Source organism: Paenibacillus sp. sgz302190, from assembly GCF_059820445.1.
Genome location: NZ_JBZYAO010000002.1, coordinates 44471 through 59116, shown reverse-complemented (window position 1 = coordinate 59116; position 14646 = coordinate 44471). Strand labels below are relative to the sequence as shown.

General features: G+C 52.9%; 12 protein-coding genes and 1 pseudogene. 2 read left to right on the top strand and 11 right to left on the bottom strand.

Annotation, left to right across the window (positions count from 1 at the left end):
* Positions 1-27 precede the first annotated feature (27 nt).
* The 4 genes from AC6RNO_RS03770 to AC6RNO_RS03755 all read right to left on the bottom strand — a co-directional run bounded on the left by AC6RNO_RS03770 (position 28) and on the right by AC6RNO_RS03755 (position 5535).
* Entirely contained in the window at positions 28-1314 is a 1287-nt protein-coding gene (locus AC6RNO_RS03770) for a YycH family regulatory protein (protein WP_474682330.1), read from the bottom strand.
* Positions 1311-3065, bottom strand: a complete 1755-nt coding sequence (locus AC6RNO_RS03765; RefSeq protein WP_474682549.1) for an ATP-binding protein — start codon at positions 3063-3065, stop codon at positions 1311-1313. The genes AC6RNO_RS03770 and AC6RNO_RS03765 overlap by 4 nt, the downstream gene beginning before the upstream one ends.
* Positions 3066-3142: 77 nt before the next feature.
* On the bottom strand, positions 3143-3862 hold the full coding sequence (gene yycF, locus AC6RNO_RS03760) for a response regulator YycF (RefSeq protein ID WP_474682329.1): 720 nt from the start codon (positions 3860-3862) through the stop codon (positions 3143-3145).
* Positions 3863-3993: 131 nt separating this feature from the next.
* Positions 3994-5535 (bottom strand): peptidoglycan DD-metalloendopeptidase family protein, encoded by a 1542-nt coding sequence (locus tag AC6RNO_RS03755; RefSeq protein WP_474682328.1) that lies wholly within the window; start codon positions 5533-5535, stop codon positions 3994-3996.
* A gap of 853 nt (positions 5536-6388) precedes the next feature.
* On the opposite strand from AC6RNO_RS03755, the gene AC6RNO_RS03750 reads away from it, so the two are divergent.
* Together AC6RNO_RS03750 and AC6RNO_RS03745 are read left to right on the top strand one after the other, a co-directional pair.
* On the top strand, positions 6389-6667 hold the full coding sequence (locus AC6RNO_RS03750; protein WP_488435140.1) for a hypothetical protein: 279 nt from the start codon (positions 6389-6391) through the stop codon (positions 6665-6667).
* Positions 6668-6914: 247 nt separating this feature from the next.
* Positions 6915-7193, top strand: a complete 279-nt coding sequence (locus tag AC6RNO_RS03745) for a hypothetical protein (RefSeq protein WP_474682326.1) — start codon at positions 6915-6917, stop codon at positions 7191-7193.
* Here AC6RNO_RS03745 and AC6RNO_RS03740 read toward each other — a convergent pair.
* The 7 genes and pseudogenes from AC6RNO_RS03740 to AC6RNO_RS03710 all read right to left on the bottom strand — a co-directional run.
* Positions 7180-7809, bottom strand: coding sequence for a hypothetical protein (locus AC6RNO_RS03740; protein WP_497104670.1), 630 nt, complete (start codon positions 7807-7809; stop codon positions 7180-7182). The genes AC6RNO_RS03745 and AC6RNO_RS03740 overlap by 14 nt on opposite strands.
* A gap of 131 nt (positions 7810-7940) precedes the next feature.
* A complete protein-coding gene (locus tag AC6RNO_RS03735) occupies positions 7941-9227 on the bottom strand; it encodes an adenylosuccinate synthase (RefSeq protein WP_474682324.1) in 1287 nt (428 codons plus the stop codon).
* A 469-nt stretch (positions 9228-9696) separates the two neighbouring features.
* The gene (gene dnaB, locus AC6RNO_RS03730) at positions 9697-11064 is read right to left on the bottom strand and encodes a replicative DNA helicase (RefSeq protein ID WP_474682323.1); all 1368 of its coding nucleotides are present in this window, start codon (positions 11062-11064) and stop codon (positions 9697-9699) included.
* A 50-nt stretch (positions 11065-11114) separates the two neighbouring features.
* The gene (gene rplI / locus AC6RNO_RS03725) at positions 11115-11561 is read right to left on the bottom strand and encodes a 50S ribosomal protein L9 (protein ID WP_497104669.1); all 447 of its coding nucleotides are present in this window, start codon (positions 11559-11561) and stop codon (positions 11115-11117) included.
* On the bottom strand, positions 11558-13519 hold the full coding sequence (locus tag AC6RNO_RS03720) for a DHH family phosphoesterase (protein WP_474682321.1): 1962 nt from the start codon (positions 13517-13519) through the stop codon (positions 11558-11560). The genes rplI and AC6RNO_RS03720 overlap by 4 nt, the downstream gene beginning before the upstream one ends.
* A gap of 18 nt (positions 13520-13537) precedes the next feature.
* Positions 13538-14452, bottom strand: a complete 915-nt coding sequence (locus AC6RNO_RS03715; protein WP_474682320.1) for a DUF2232 domain-containing protein — start codon at positions 14450-14452, stop codon at positions 13538-13540.
* Positions 14453-14458: 6 nt separating this feature from the next.
* Positions 14459-14539 (bottom strand): annotated as a pseudogene (locus AC6RNO_RS03710) (MazG-like family protein); the annotation flags it as partial.
* Between the last annotated feature and the right edge of the window lie 107 nt (positions 14540-14646).

Sequence of the window (14646 nt, the reverse complement as noted above, 5' to 3'; positions counted from 1 at the left end):
TGCCTTCCCTTGTCGTCGCCGTTCTTTCTATTCGATAAAATCGTACGTCCCGTCACGCAGCTCAAGCACCCAAACCGGCGAAATCGTGAGCGTCTTTTCCAAAACCGTCGGCCGATAGGCCGGGAAAATAGAGACGATGCTCGTCCGGCGTTGATAATACTGAAGCTTGGCCTCCAAAGCGTCTCCCGCGATCAGCTCCGCATCCCGGCGCTGAGCCGTTTTCAGATCGGGCACAATCATCGATCGTTCGAAGCCGGATACGACCCCTTTTTGCACCTGAAGTTTCATCAGGCCGAAGCCTTCCTGCTTGCTTGTAATGATGGGAAAAGCCTCGTAATACTCTCGAAACAGAAACGTCTGGTTGTCAAAAGGCTGCAGCTGCGGCGTGCGGGCCACGACATATTTGCCGTCCCAGCCGATATGCTGGTTGACGAATTTGATGCCGGAGAGCAACTCTTCGCGCACCGTGCTTTTGCTTTCCACCGGAGCTATCGGGTCCGAATACGTAATCCAGCGCTTATCGCGGTTGATTTGGAAGCCCCGCTTGCTGTCCGTGTAAATCTCCGAGCCGTCCCGCTCCTTGAGGTTCCGCGAAATGCCCGGGTCGACGAAGAAGCTTTGCTTCAGCTGTTCCGCGGTCAGCAGGCTGTAATTCATCGTGTAGCTCGGCACCCGCAAAGATTTGACCGGGAGATAATAATCGCCGTTGGTCGTTTTGTACAAGTTCGTCTGATCGCCGTAAGCCGTGAAATTTTCGATATCCTTGCTCGTAAAATCGGCACTGACCACCTCGTATCCCACACTCGGGGAATCGGTGAAGAAAAAAGCCCGCACTTCCTCGTTAGCGCCTTTGGAAAAAATCCAAATCTTCGTGATCAAATCATTCTCGGCGGGTACTTCGCCCTCTATGCGAAGCATCGTTTGCAGCACACTGAAGGGCATGCCGTCTCTAAAACGGATCTCGACGCCCTGCTGCTTGGAACGCACGTCCTCCCAATTGATGTTCGCCAAGTACATCGTTGTTTTGCGGAATCCGTTGAATCTCCGCTGCTTGATATTGTCCAGCAGCTTCGTATAGTAATAGCTGTTCGGAAATAGCACTGAATGCTGCTGATTGCCCATGTGAACGATAATTTGGTCCGGAAACAGCATATCCTGAAGCTCCGCCTGCTTGCCGAGCGTCTCCGTTTGCACGTAATCGCTCTGCTGAATCGGCTCGATCTTCGGCGGATTGTAAGAGGCAAGCAGAAAGCTTTGATACAAGCTAAGCCCGATCAGCACGACGAGCACGATCGACTTTGCCCTTTCCATCATACCGCTTCACCCTCCTCCGGCTGAATCGGCAGTGTGAACACGACTTTGGTTCCTTGTCCAAGCTCCGATTCGAGATTGATCGTTCCTCCGTGCGCTTTGATTATTTCCCGGGCAATCGACAGCCCTAATCCGGTGCCGCCCATATTGCGCGACCTCGCTTTATCCACGCGGTAAAACCGCTCGAAAATGCGGGCCAGATCCTTTTTCGGAATGCCGATCCCGGTATCCTGAATCGTAATTTCCAGCACGTCTTTACTCGCCCGCCTTGCGCTTAAGCGAATCGCGCCTTCATCTCCCGTATATTTGATCGCGTTCGACATCAGATTGTCGAGCACCTGGTCAATCTTGTCGCGGTCCAGCAGCAGGCCGGTAACATCCGGCTCCACCTGAATAGCGATGCGGATTTTGCGCTGGCGCAGTTGAAAGGAGAACCGGTCGGCGACCTCGTCCAGCATCTCCGACACCATCGTCGGCTCTTTGCTCATCATCGATTGCTTGGAATCTAGCCTGGATAAATGCAGCAAATCCGTCACCAGCCGGATCATCCGCTCCGTTTCGCTGCGGGTTACGCTAATAAAACGCGAAGCCAGCTGAGGCTCTTCGATCGCTCCGTCATCCAGCGCTTCCAGGTAGCTCTTGATCGTCGTCAGCGGCGTGCGCAGCTCGTGCGAGACGTTCGCGACGAACTCTCGTCTGGCCTGCTCCAGCTTCTCCTGGTCGGTGACATCCTGCAGCACGGCGATGATTCCGTTCAGCTTCTCGCCCCTGCGGTGAATAGGAGTAAACGTAATCCGTACAGACAACTGCTCCTCATCGTCCGGAAGCTCGATATTGAGCAGCGTCGTATTCACTTCGCCCCGGATAAATGCATTGATCGTATCCATCGGGATGTGTAAAATATCGGAAATCTCCTTGCCGAGAGTCGCTTCTTCCTCTACCTGCAAAATCTGCTTCGCCCTGCGGTTCAGGACGATGATCCGGCCCAGATCGTCCGTCGCGATGACGCCGTCATTCATATTGGTCAAAATGGACGCCAGCTTCTCCTTCTCCTCTTCATTGAGGGATAGCGCTTCCTTGAGCCGGTCCATCATGAAATTGAACGTATGCCCCAGTTGGCCGATTTCATCATGGCCATGCACGAGAACCTGCTGATCGAAATTGCCTTCCGCGACAGCCGTAGCCTGCCTCGTAATCTCCTTGATCGGATTCGTGATCGTACTAGACAGTATAACCCCGAGAAAAGCCGTTAGGCCCAGCGCGATGAAAGTTCCCGAAATGAGGATGCGGTTGATCGAGCTGATCGTCTTGTATACCTCTTCCATCGAAGCGATAATATACACCGCGCCCAGAACCCGCACCCCGCTGCCCACGGGCTTGGCAATGACGACCTTGCGGACGCCGTCCTCATCGGTAAAAATCCGCTGGTTGTCCTTGATCCCTTGAAGCGCCCTTATCACCTCAGGCTGCGTGTTCTTTTGCTTCAAATGGCTCGGCACCGTCGTACCGACGACTTGACCGTTGGCGTCAATAATTTGAATCTCCGCATTGCTGATCGTGAACAGATTGCTTACGAATTCGTTCAAATCCGTGTACGTTTTTTTGCCTTCCGCATCCTTGCTTTCCTGATCCCCTGACAAATAAGGCCCCACAAAGCCGGACAACAGAGTGACCTGACTATTGCGGGAGGCCAGAAAATCATTTTTGAAATACGTCTCCACCGTCTTGTAAAAATACACGCCGATCAGCTGCATCGCAATAAGAATCAGCAGGACGTAAATAATAATCAGCTTCATTTGAATCGATTGAAAGAAGCGGATGCCTTTCATGCTCAGAAGCCACCGGCTTTCGGACTCCGCATCATATATCCAAGCCCTCTGCGGGTCATAATGTACTCCGGCCTGCTTGGGTCCGTCTCCAGCTTCTCGCGCAAACGTCTGATCGTCACATCGACGGTCCGCACATCGCCGAAATATTCAAAGCCCCAGACCGCCTGCAGCAAATGCTCGCGCGTCATCACTTTGCCCGAATTTTTCGCCAAATATTGAATAAGCTCAAACTCCCGGTGCGTCAAATCCAGGGGAGCCCCATCCTTATAGACCATATACATGTCGTTGTCGATAAAAAGCCCGTGAATCTTCATCCCGTTGCGCTGCGTATCCAGTTCCGGAGGAGCCGCTTGCGCTTTCGTCTGCCGCCGCAGATGCGCCTTCACCCGGGCCAGCAGCTCGCGCGTGCCGAAAGGCTTCGTCACATAATCGTCCGCCCCCATCTCCAGGCCAAGCACTTTATCGAGCTCGGTATCCTTGGCCGTCAGCATAATGATAGGCGTATTCAGCCTTGTGCGGACCTCCCGGCATACATCCATGCCGTCTTTCACCGGCAGCATCAGATCGAGCAAAATAAGATCGGGCTTTTCCGAAAATGCCAGCTCCACGGCGCTCCCGCCATCATAAGCGCAGATGACCTGATAGCCCTCTTTTTCCAAATTGAATTTTAAAATATCTGCAATCGGTTGTTCGTCATCTACAACGAGAATTTTGCCAAACAAACGTACCACCGCCTACTCTTGAAAATCAGCCCAAGCCCATGTCTTGCCTGCTTTCATTCATTTTACCATATCTTCATGCAAAAAGAGACAAGGCCTCCGTTTCAATCGGTTTGACCTCGTCTCTTGATCTATTAGCGATTCAAATATTTCAATGGATTTTGCAGCTCGCCGCTTTTGTGAATTTCGAAATGCAAATGCACGCCTGTAGAATCGCCTGTGCTGCCCATGATGCCAATCTTGTCGCCCTTCTCCACAATCGTTCCTTCCGTGGTGGTAACCTTGCTCATGTGCCCGTATAACGTCTCGTAGCCATTCAAATGATTAATGATGACATAATTGCCGTAATCCGATTTATAGCCGGTTTCAACGACCTTTCCGTTATCCGCAGCCATAATGCTCTTGTTGCCGGTAATGTCGATTCCTTTATGTAATTTGCCCCAGCGCATGCCGAACGTGCTTGAGATGCTTGGCGACAAGACAGGCCACGCGAACTTGCCGGACCCTTCGCCTTGAATAACTTTCGTCCCCTTGCGCACTTTGGCCGTCACAGGCTTGTCGATGATTTCTTCGTCAACCAGCTTCTCTTCCCGCAGCTTGCCGTCCACCTTCGTGACCTGAATCGTCACTTTCTTCAGCCCGTTTTTGCCGGGCGAGATCGGCACCGTCACTTCGGCGCGCATCGAATCGTCCTTGACGTATTCCGTATCGTATTGAATTTCCTGGTTCTGCACGATTTTCTCCGTCGTTTTTACCGACAGCGTAGGCTGCAGCACCGTCAGATCCAGCTTGTCGCCGATCTTGATTTTATCGTCGTGAATCCATGGATTCTTCTCATAAATGAATTGCTTCGTAATGCCGAATTTTTTGGCGATGCACCCGACGCAATCGCCTTCGACGACCGTGTACTGCGTAGGCTGCATATCGCCAGTTTGCAGTTTTTTGACGACATCGTCCGGGTTCGCCAGGTCTTTCGGATCGATCGAAATTTCCGCGAGCTGGACATTTTGAATAAATTCAACCTTCTCAAGCTCCGAAGGCGCCGTTGTGATATCCTCGCCCGCACTGGCGGACAACACGGCCACTTTCGCGGAATCTTTGGCTTTCGGGGCAAAAGGCGCTTTTACCCGCTCCAAAATTTGATCGGCCGTCTGCTGGTCCTTCACAATCGCGACCGTCTTGTCATCCACCTTCAGCTCGACGCCCGTCGGCTGCGGGATCAAAAGCTCGTTCAATTTGGCGATAACGCCGGCATCATCCGTTTTTTCCCTGAAAGCACTTTCAGGCTCCGGGACGATCCCACTCGTATCTAACACAACGTGTACGTTCGGAAAATTTTGCTGTACTTCCTCAGGTCTGTTCTTCTTATAATCATCAATAAGCTTGCTGTTGCTTACTACTCCTATTTCTTCGCCGTCCAGCTTAACATGGTAAACCTCGACCATGCCCGCCTGTACGTATTGATGTCCCACAATTGTGATTGCCCCTGCCAAAGCAATGGTGCCCGCTCCAAGAACAAAAGGCCATTTATGCCGCTTCATTACCGCCAGCGTCGTAGTTGTCGTCGTCGTGTCTTCCTGCTGTCTGTCTGATTCATTTCCGGTCAAGCTCTCTCGCTTAGCCTTGAATCTCTCGATGAGATCCTTGACAAAGCGCATACCCCTGAAACCTGTCATGATCTTCTCCCTTTAGACGGTTTTGCATCCGCAGATACATAAATTAACTTTGATTAGACATAATATCCAATGAAGATGTGCTTTCCTTTTGTTAAATTTACCACACTTTATCCGCCTATTTCAACACGTACCTCGACATCCGTCCCGTAGATGCGTGTCGAGACGTGCAAACGGCCGGGAAATCATGCCGCAAAGGCTCGTTTTATGCGCTGTTCGGGGGCCTGGTTAGCCGTGTGACCATACCGCAAAAACTTCACTCAGAGCGTGCTCCAAGCTGCGCTTTGGCGCATTGCGGTTGCAAGTTTGAGCCGCTTGCGGCGAACATTATTTCCCGGAAAATGAAATAAACCTTGATCATAGTCGTTCAATGATGAACGACTGCGTTCGGAGGCAGGTGTATTCACTGATCAGAATGGTGTTAGCGCACTGCAAAGGGCAAAAAATTTTGTTGTCGTTGGGTAATGTTTCCAATTGGATAATCGAAAGCAATGGGCTTGCTTCCGATTACTCCTGCAAATATACGAATTTACAACTGGAATTCGGGTTCTAACCCACCATGACCAATAACTCCTGTATTATCGCAGTATCGCAGGCTTTTACCTGAAACGTGCCTTTTTCATCGAAAACCATACGTCAGGCTACTGAGAAAGTCAAGACACTTTGTTCGTGCGGCCGGAGAGGGGCTAACTTGGGCACGCAACCTTTCACGAAGCGGCCTTGGCAAGCCGCACCGCACGCAGCTCCCAGCGCAGGGTGTTGCGCTGCATGACGACGAGCACGGCCGCTCTTCTCCACCCTACGTCTCTCCCTCTCCTGCACGGGTTGCGGAGCTGAGGTGGGGGCACGAGGTAGCTTGGCAGGGAGAAAACCTGCAAAAGTGCAGGCTTTTTTCGCAAAAGTGGTTCATTTCGGCGAAAAGCCTGCGATTGTACAGGAATTTTCGGTGAAATTAAACCTGAATCCATGTTCGCGGCGAAAAGCCTGCACTTTTGCAGGAATTTTGCATCTCCAGCGTATCGACCGAGCAAAAACTGTACTTTTGCAGGTTTTCTTCACGCAATCAGACAGATTGTATGGCCCACTCTGGCATTGTGGGTTTCTGGCAGCCTGGAAAGTGCAGGCTTTTTCATGAATCTAGTTGGTTTTGGCGAAAGGTCTGCGATTGTGAAGGAACTTTTGATGAACATGAGTCTGAGCCGATGAATTCGAGAACTCAGCAGACCTTAATTATTTTCATTCTATGGAGTGACGTCCTCGGCGTAGTGAAGTTTTTGCAGGGAATGTTCCGCTCCCGGCGTATCGACGAACAAGAAGCTACGCTTTGGCAGTTGCTAGACAAAAAAAGCTTTCCACACGGAAAGCGCTCAGGAGGGTCCATTATGGAAAAAAATTTAACCGCTACATTTCACAGCGTGGAAAGCCTCGAACATGCGGTTGACGAACTCAGACGCCAGGATGTGCTGCATCTGAATTTCGACCATGGCCACGCGCTCAAGGTCGAGTATCAGGCGAACTCTTTGGTGCAGAGCCTGGAAGCTTACCCGTCCCCGCACGTTTATACCCTGGAAGTGAGCGTCGAAAAATCCCGCTACCGGCAAGCCGAAGACACCATCGTCAAGCACGGCGGCATGCTGTACGGAGCCCCTAGTACTTATTGATAATCGCCATAAGCTGCTTGTACTCGTCGTCGTTCAAATAAGTTTTGAGCATCCGGTCGATCTCCTTCATCTCCTCAGCCGTGATGCCTTCCTCCAGCATGCCGGACAAACGCTGGACCTCGGGCTGCGGGAGCTTGGCGATGACGAGGGAGAACAGCTTCATTTTGTCTTCGCCGGACATCTGTTCCTTTTTCTTGGCGAACTCTTCCGTGGACAGGACGAGGTCCTTTTTAAGCGAGTCCGACTCGCTTTGCCCACGGCCCATGACCGCTACGGAGTCGTCCTTGGCGCTCGAGCCGCCCTGTGCGCCCTTCCCGCTTGCAGCCGCATCCGGCTGACCGGTTCCAGGCGTTGCAGCACCGCCGGCGGACGGGCTCGGGCCAGGCTGCGGAACGGAGACGCTCCCCCCGTCCTTCGGCTTCCCCAAATTCAGGTCTCCCGCCAGTTTGGAGGCGAAGTCCGATAGCGACACCTTTTTGCCCAAAGCGGGGATTTGCAACTGCCGGAATACTTCCTCTACATACAAGTTCACTATATACCACGTCGTAAAAATCGATATCGATGAAATCAGCACCGTGCCGATCATCAGTTTGCTAAGCCATTTCAACATTTTCATGCCCTTGCTTCACCTCTGCCGCGTTTTCATTACCTCCTTTCAGTATTGACGGTTTCCGTTCCATTAAATCCCATTCAAAAAAGAAATCCTCCAAGCCGAAAAAAACGGCCGGGAGGATTTTGCTTGCGGTTTTAGGAGTAAATCGGGCGAACCAGATTCGTTTGCTCACGGTTGCGGCCAACCGAGAAAATCGCGATCGGAATGCCGGTCAGTTGGGACACGCGCTCTACGTAATGTCTTGCATTTTCAGGCAGGTCGCTTAGCGAACGGGCATTCGAAACATCTTCCGTCCAGCCCGGAAGCTCCTCGTACACAGCCTCGCACTCCGAAATCGCCTTGAGGCTCGACGGATAATGCTCGATCAACTGGCCGCGGTACATGTAGCCTGTGCAAATTTTGACCGTTTCCAGCCCTGTCAGCACGTCGATCGAGTTCAAGGACAAGCCCGTGATGCCGCTCACGCGTCTTGCGTGGCGCACGACGACGCTGTCGAACCAGCCGACGCGGCGCGGACGGCCTGTGACCGTTCCGTACTCAAAGCCTTTTTCGCGAATCCAGTCCCCGATCTCATTGTTCAACTCCGTCGGGAACGGACCGTCGCCGACACGGGTCGTGTACGCTTTGGCAACGCCGATAATGTTGTGAATCTTCGTCGGGCCTACGCCCGAGCCGATGCAGACACCGCCTGCCGTCGGATTGGACGAAGTCACGTACGGGTAAGTGCCCTGGTCGATATCCAGCATAACACCTTGCGCGCCTTCGAACAGCACTCGGCGGCCTTGATCGATATATTCGTTCAATACGACCGAAGTATCCGTCACATATTTGCGAATAAATTCGGCATATTCCAAGTATTCTTTAAGAATCGGTTCCACATCCAGACCTTTGGAGCCGTACACCTGCTCGATGAGCACGTTCTTCTCGGCCACAATGCGGCGAAGCTTCGTCTCGAACTCCTCCGCGTCCATCAGGTCGGCGATGCGGATACCGTTGCGGGCTGCTTTATCCATATAGCAAGGACCGATCCCTTTGCGGGTCGTTCCGATTTTACTGTCGCCTTTGCGGTCTTCTTCCAAACCGTCCAGAACAATATGATACGGCATAATGACATGCGCGCGGTCACTGATTTTGAGATTTGTCGTAGTAAAGCCGTTATCGTGAATATAATTGATTTCTTCAATAAGCGCGGCGGGATTAATAACCATTCCGTTGCCGATCACACAAGCTTTATTTTGGTAAAAAATACCGGAAGGAATCATGGTCAGCTTATACTTCTTGCCGCCGATCAGGATCGTATGGCCTGCGTTGTTACCGCCTTGATAACGGGCAACAACCTCTGCCGACTCCGCCAAAAAATCCGTGATCTTCCCTTTACCTTCATCTCCCCATTGTGTACCGACAACAACAACCGTTGACATATGCACTTACCTCCGTACGGTGACAAGTCACCCATAATGAGCCGCTAAGGCTTTTTGTGCCCCGCAGGAAAGTTGGACTTCATTAAAGCGCTAAAGCGCCATTGCAACTTTCCGCCTGGCGATGCAGCATTCTCCCACGCAAGACCGCGACTTCGTCCGATCCGCGCAGACAACGCGGGCTGCCTCTTCGAGGAACCTGTCTCCCGGCATGTCAATAACCCCACACAACGAAGTGGGACCTTGAACATTCCTGATGTGTATGGGGGGAACCCCGAAAAGTCGGAAAAGACCTCCAGCCAATGCCTGCCCGATTTCCGCAGATTGACGATAAAGGTTTTTTCAACGTCTTAAGTGTAGCAGTCCCCCTAAGCAAAGTCAATGAAAAACGAACAATTACACAGGGCCCTGTATAATTGTTCGGATATTTGCAAAATCTATGAAGTTAACCTCTATGCTGCGGCAAAAATAATTAATGTCCGGCCGCCACCTCTTGATGAGTCCGATCCATATTTACGAATTTATTAAATTGCTTGAGAAACGCCAGCTCCACCGTTCCGACAGGACCGTTACGCTGCTTGGCGATGATGATTTCGATGATGTTTTTCTTCTCGGATTCCTTGTCATAGTAATCGTCCCGGTACAGGAACGCTACGATATCGGCGTCCTGCTCGATGGAGCCCGATTCCCGAAGGTCGGACATCATCGGGCGCTTGTCCTGCCGCTGCTCGACGCCCCGGCTGAGCTGCGAGAGCGCGATGACCGGCACGTTCAGCTCACGCGCGATCTGCTTCAGCGTACGGGAGATCTCGGAAACTTCCTGCTGACGGTTGTCGCCCTTGCCGCGGCCGGCAATGAGCTGCAGGTAGTCGATCAGGATCATCCCGAGCCCCTTCTCCTGCTGCAGGCGGCGGCACTTCGCGCGGATATCGGCGACGGTGATCGACGGCGTATCGTCGATGAAAATGTTCGCTTCCGACAGCGAACCGATCGCCATCGTCAGCTTCTCCCAGTCGTCGCCTTCGAGAAAGCCCGTGCGCATGCGGTTCGCGTCGACGTTGGCCTCCGCGCAGATCATCCGCTGCACGAGCTGGGCCGCGCCCATCTCCAGTGAGAAGATGGCGACGGTTTCCTTCGCCCGGACGCCGACGTTCTGCGCGACGTTCAGCGCGAACGCGGTTTTACCGACCGAAGGCCGGGCGGCCAGGATAATGAGGTCCGAGCGCTGGAAGCCGGACGTCATTTTGTCCAGATCCACGAAGCCCGAAGGGATTCCCGTGGATCCGCCCTTGTTCGAGTAGAGATGCTCGACTCGCTCGAACACTTCCATGAGCACGTCGCGAATCGAGACGAAGCCGCTGGAAGTGCGGCGCTGCGAGATCTCGAGGATGCGCGCCTCCGCCTCGCTGAGCAGGGCCCCCACGTCCTCCGAATTGGCGTAGCCGTTCGAGACGATCTGGGTGGCCGCGCGGATGAGGCGGCGAAGCATCGACTTCTCCTCGACGATGGCCGCGTAGTAGTCGACGTTCGCCGCCGTCGGCACCGCATTCGCGAGCTCGGAGAGGTACGTCACGCCGCCGACTTCTTCAAGCTGCTGCTTGTCCTGCAGCCGCGCAGTCAGCGTGATCAGGTCGACGGGCTCCTGATCCTCGGCGATCTCGACGATCGCCTCAAAAATCCGCTGATGCGCGCCGCGGTAGAAATCGTCGCTCGTTACCCGCTCCATGGCGGTAATCAGCGCATCGCCGTTAAGCAAAATAGCGCCGAGCACGGCCTGCTCGGCTTCTATATTTTGTGGAGGCACACGATCCATAAACATATTTTCCCCGCCCATGCTCATGGCACTCACATCTCCTTATGGTTTAACGCTCTCAGGTGCTGCTTGACCACTTACTGCTCTTCCGTTACCTGTACGCTCAGCGTAGCGGTTACTTCGCTGTGCAGCTTTACGGGAACTTTCGTAACGCCCAGTGTCCGAATCGGATCGTCAAGCACGATTTTGCGCTTGTCGATGGCGATTTTATGCTTTTCGAGCGCCTCTGCGATTTGCTTGCTTGTAATCGCGCCGAACAGACGTCCGCCCTCGCCGGCTTTCGCCTTGATTTGCACCGTCATTTCGTCCAGCTTCGCGCCAAGCTCCTGCGCGTCCCCTTTTTCCTGATCCTTGCGGCGCTGCTCCGCTTTTTTCTGATTGTCCAGCTGTTTGACCGCGCCTTGCGTAGCCGGCGCCGCCAATCCTTGGGCAATCAAGAAGTTATTTGCGTATCCTTCCGAAACTTCCTTGATCTCACCTTTTTTTCCTTGACCTTTCACGTCTTTCAACAATACGACCTTCATTCGAAAAGTCCCTCCTCTTCTTCCATATCATGAAGTACTTGCTTGAGCCGTTTCGTCGCTTCCTCCAAGGTGCACTCGATCTGGGTCGCGGCATTCGTCAAATGCCCGCCACCGCCGAGCCGCTCCATCACGACCTGGACGTTCATCTGGCCCAGCGACCGCGCGCTGATGCCGATGAGACCGTCCGGCCGCTCGCTGATAACGAAGGAAGCCATAATATTCGTCATATTCAACAATGTATCAGCAACCTGCGCAATCATCAACTGAGAATATTTACGTTTGGGCTCGGCGATCGCCAAAGCGATATGCTCGTAAATGATTTCCGTATGCTTGATGATCTCCGCTTTATCGATGTACGAATCGAGGTCTTCCTTGAGCAGCTGTTGAATCAGGCCGGAATCGGCTCCATTCCGGCGCAAATACGAAGCCGCCTCGAACGTTCTCGCCCCGGTGCGCAGGCTGAAGCTTTTCGTATCGACGACGATCCCCGCCAGCAGTACGGTAGCCTCAAGCACTTCCATCGTCAGTTTGTCGTGAATGTATTGCAGCAGCTCCGTCACCAGCTCGCAGGTGGAGGAAGCGTACGGCTCCATATACACGAGCGTCGCATCTTGAATGAACTCCTCGCTGCGGCGGTGGTGATCGACGACCACGACCCTGTGGGTCAGCTGCAGCAGCTTCGGCTCGGCAACCATCGATGCCTTGTGCGTGTCCACCACTACGGCCAGCGTGCGATGCGTCGTGATCTGCATCGCCTGCTCCGGCGTAATGAACCAGCGGTTCAGACGCTCGTCCGCGGAGATCGTTTCCATCAGCCGTTGGATTGACGGATTGTTGCCTTCCAGCACGATATAGCCTTCCTTGCCGATAACCTGAACCGCCTTGAGCACCCCTACGGCCGCGCCGATCGAATCCATGTCGGGAAAGCGGTGCCCCATAATAATCACTTTATCGCTTTCTTTCATCAAATCGCGAAGCGCATGGGAAATGACCCTAGCCCGTACGCGGGTCCGCTTCTCGACGGCGTTCGTCCGGCCACCGTAGAAGGACAGGCGCTGTCCCATTTTGACCGTAACCTGATCTCCGCCGCGGCCGAGCGACATGTCCAGACTCATCTGCGCCATTTGGCCGAGCTCGATCAAGTGCTCCGCGCCGGAGGCGATCCCCATGCTCAGCGTAAGCGGCAGCTTGTTCTCGATAGTCAAATCCCGAACATCGTCCAAAATCTCAAAACGCGTCTGCTCCAGATTACGCAGCCCTCTTTGATCCATAAGAATCAGAAAACGGTCGGAGGCGGTACGACGCAGATACAGGCTGCTTTTTTGCGCCCATTCCGTAATTTCGCCGGTGACCTTGGCAAGCATGATGCTTCGCGTCTGGTCGTCCATGCCTTGCGTCGCTTCATCCAGATTGTCCAGCATGACGATCCCGATGGCGATTTTCTCGTCCTCGTATTTTTTGACAAGGTTGGCATGTTCGGTAATTTCGCGCCAAAAGAGCAGCCGCTCCTCCGGACGAATCAGCACTTGATAAACGTTCTTCCCTACCGTCAGTTCGATCCTGTCGCTTTTGTCCTTCCTGTTCTTCAAATCCGGGAACAGCTCGAATATCGACTCTCCGATAACGGATTCCTGGTCCAGCATTTTCGCCACAAAAGAATTGTGCCATTCGATGCGCTTGTCTTCATTATATAAAATGACGCCTATCGGAAGGCCGCCCATGACTTCGTTGCCGGCTTTCTTCACCCGGTACGTAATCGTTCCGACATAAGCGTTCAAGTCTCTGCGAAACGCCGTTTCCGCTTGCAGCGTAAAGTAAGCCAGCACGCCGCAGACGATGAACGAAACGACGCCCAGCATCCACTGATACGCAAATACGATCGTAGTCAGCACCAGCAGCAGAACGAAAATCCATACGATGTGAAGACCATGCCACCGCTTTAAAAGGAATTTCGGCATTCGTCCTATCTCCTAATCCTATAAATTTTTCTTAAACTGTTCTCGGATTGGAAACGCAACATCAAATACCCCTAATAAGCTATATACAAATAAAAGCGGAGACATGAAACAAACCAGCACAATGACCGCGATCGGCGTGAAAAACCTCCATTTTTTTACGTGCGCGATGAAAAATAAAAAACCCAGCGCCTGCAGGGCGAACGCCAGCACGAGAAGCGGCAGCAAATTCATCAGCAACGTGGCGATAAGCGAGTTCGAAGTCGGACTCACGAACAAATCCATCACAAAAGCAAGCAGGTAGATCCATACGAACGATCTCGGCAGCATTCTCTCCCGCAGCGGGCGCAGCCCCGGAATCGCCTCTCCTGTTTTGTTCAGCAGCAGCCGGCTCAAACCGTGCGTCAAAAATGCATAAAACAAAGCAAACAAAATCAAATCAAGCGGGATCACCTGAACCATCAGATTGACGTACCAATCCTGGTCTTTGGGGAGCATTCCCCGGAAAGCCGGCGGCATGGTAGTCACATATTCGGCCATCATCTGCTTGAACTTGGCAATGGGATTCATCCCGAAGGCATAAGTGATGACCAGGCTCAAAAGCCCTTCGGCCAGCAGCGTGACCGTCCCCGCCGTCAGCACCGTTCGCGCCGCCGCTTTGCGCTTGTATAAGCTGCCCATAACCAGGACCGGCGGCAGGAAGAACAGGGATACCGATATGAGAAACAGCCCATGCCAGCCGGATAGCAAATACACGACGAGCAAACTTGCCGCATACGCGAGAACGAACTGCCTGGTGCTTAATTTCACGTACAGCATCACGACGGGAATCATAAGAAAACTAATCGTAAAAATAATAAAAGGAGTCATTAATGACAACAGGAACAGGACTGTTACCGCACTCCATAGCAGACCCTGCCAACTTCGCTTTCCCAACCGGGATCACCTCTTACGTAAATGTTCTTCCAAGGATGAGATGTCCCCATACCAATCTTCAAGCTGGTGACCCTCTTGCCGATGCTTTTACATTTTTTCTATGATGTACTCCATTATATCACAAATTGCGGCAAGTACAGAAAATCCCCGGGCCGTCCGGTCACAACGGGTCGGAGCTCTCTCCCCTCGGAACA

Bases quoted from the DNA above. Each gene is read 5' to 3' on its own strand.
- AC6RNO_RS03765 (WP_474682549.1), bottom strand. From the start codon at position 3,065: ATGCAGCTGATCGGCGTGTATTTTTACAAGACGGTGGAGACGTATTTC.
- rplI (WP_497104669.1), bottom strand. From the start codon at position 11,561: ATGAAGGTCGTATTGTTGAAAGACGTGAAAGGTCAAGGAAAAAAAGGT.
- AC6RNO_RS03755 (WP_474682328.1), bottom strand. From the start codon at position 5,535: ATGACAGGTTTCAGGGGTATGCGCTTTGTCAAGGATCTCATCGAGAGA.
- dnaB (WP_474682323.1), bottom strand. From the start codon at position 11,064: ATGAGCATGGGCGGGGAAAATATGTTTATGGATCGTGTGCCTCCACAA.
- AC6RNO_RS03720 (WP_474682321.1), bottom strand. From the start codon at position 13,519: ATGCCGAAATTCCTTTTAAAGCGGTGGCATGGTCTTCACATCGTATGG.
- AC6RNO_RS03735 (WP_474682324.1), bottom strand. From the start codon at position 9,227: ATGTCAACGGTTGTTGTTGTCGGTACACAATGGGGAGATGAAGGTAAA.
- AC6RNO_RS03770 (WP_474682330.1), bottom strand. From the start codon at position 1,314: ATGATGGAAAGGGCAAAGTCGATCGTGCTCGTCGTGCTGATCGGGCTT.
- AC6RNO_RS03745 (WP_474682326.1), top strand. From the start codon at position 6,915: ATGGAAAAAAATTTAACCGCTACATTTCACAGCGTGGAAAGCCTCGAA.
- AC6RNO_RS03740 (WP_497104670.1), bottom strand. From the start codon at position 7,809: ATGAAAATGTTGAAATGGCTTAGCAAACTGATGATCGGCACGGTGCTG.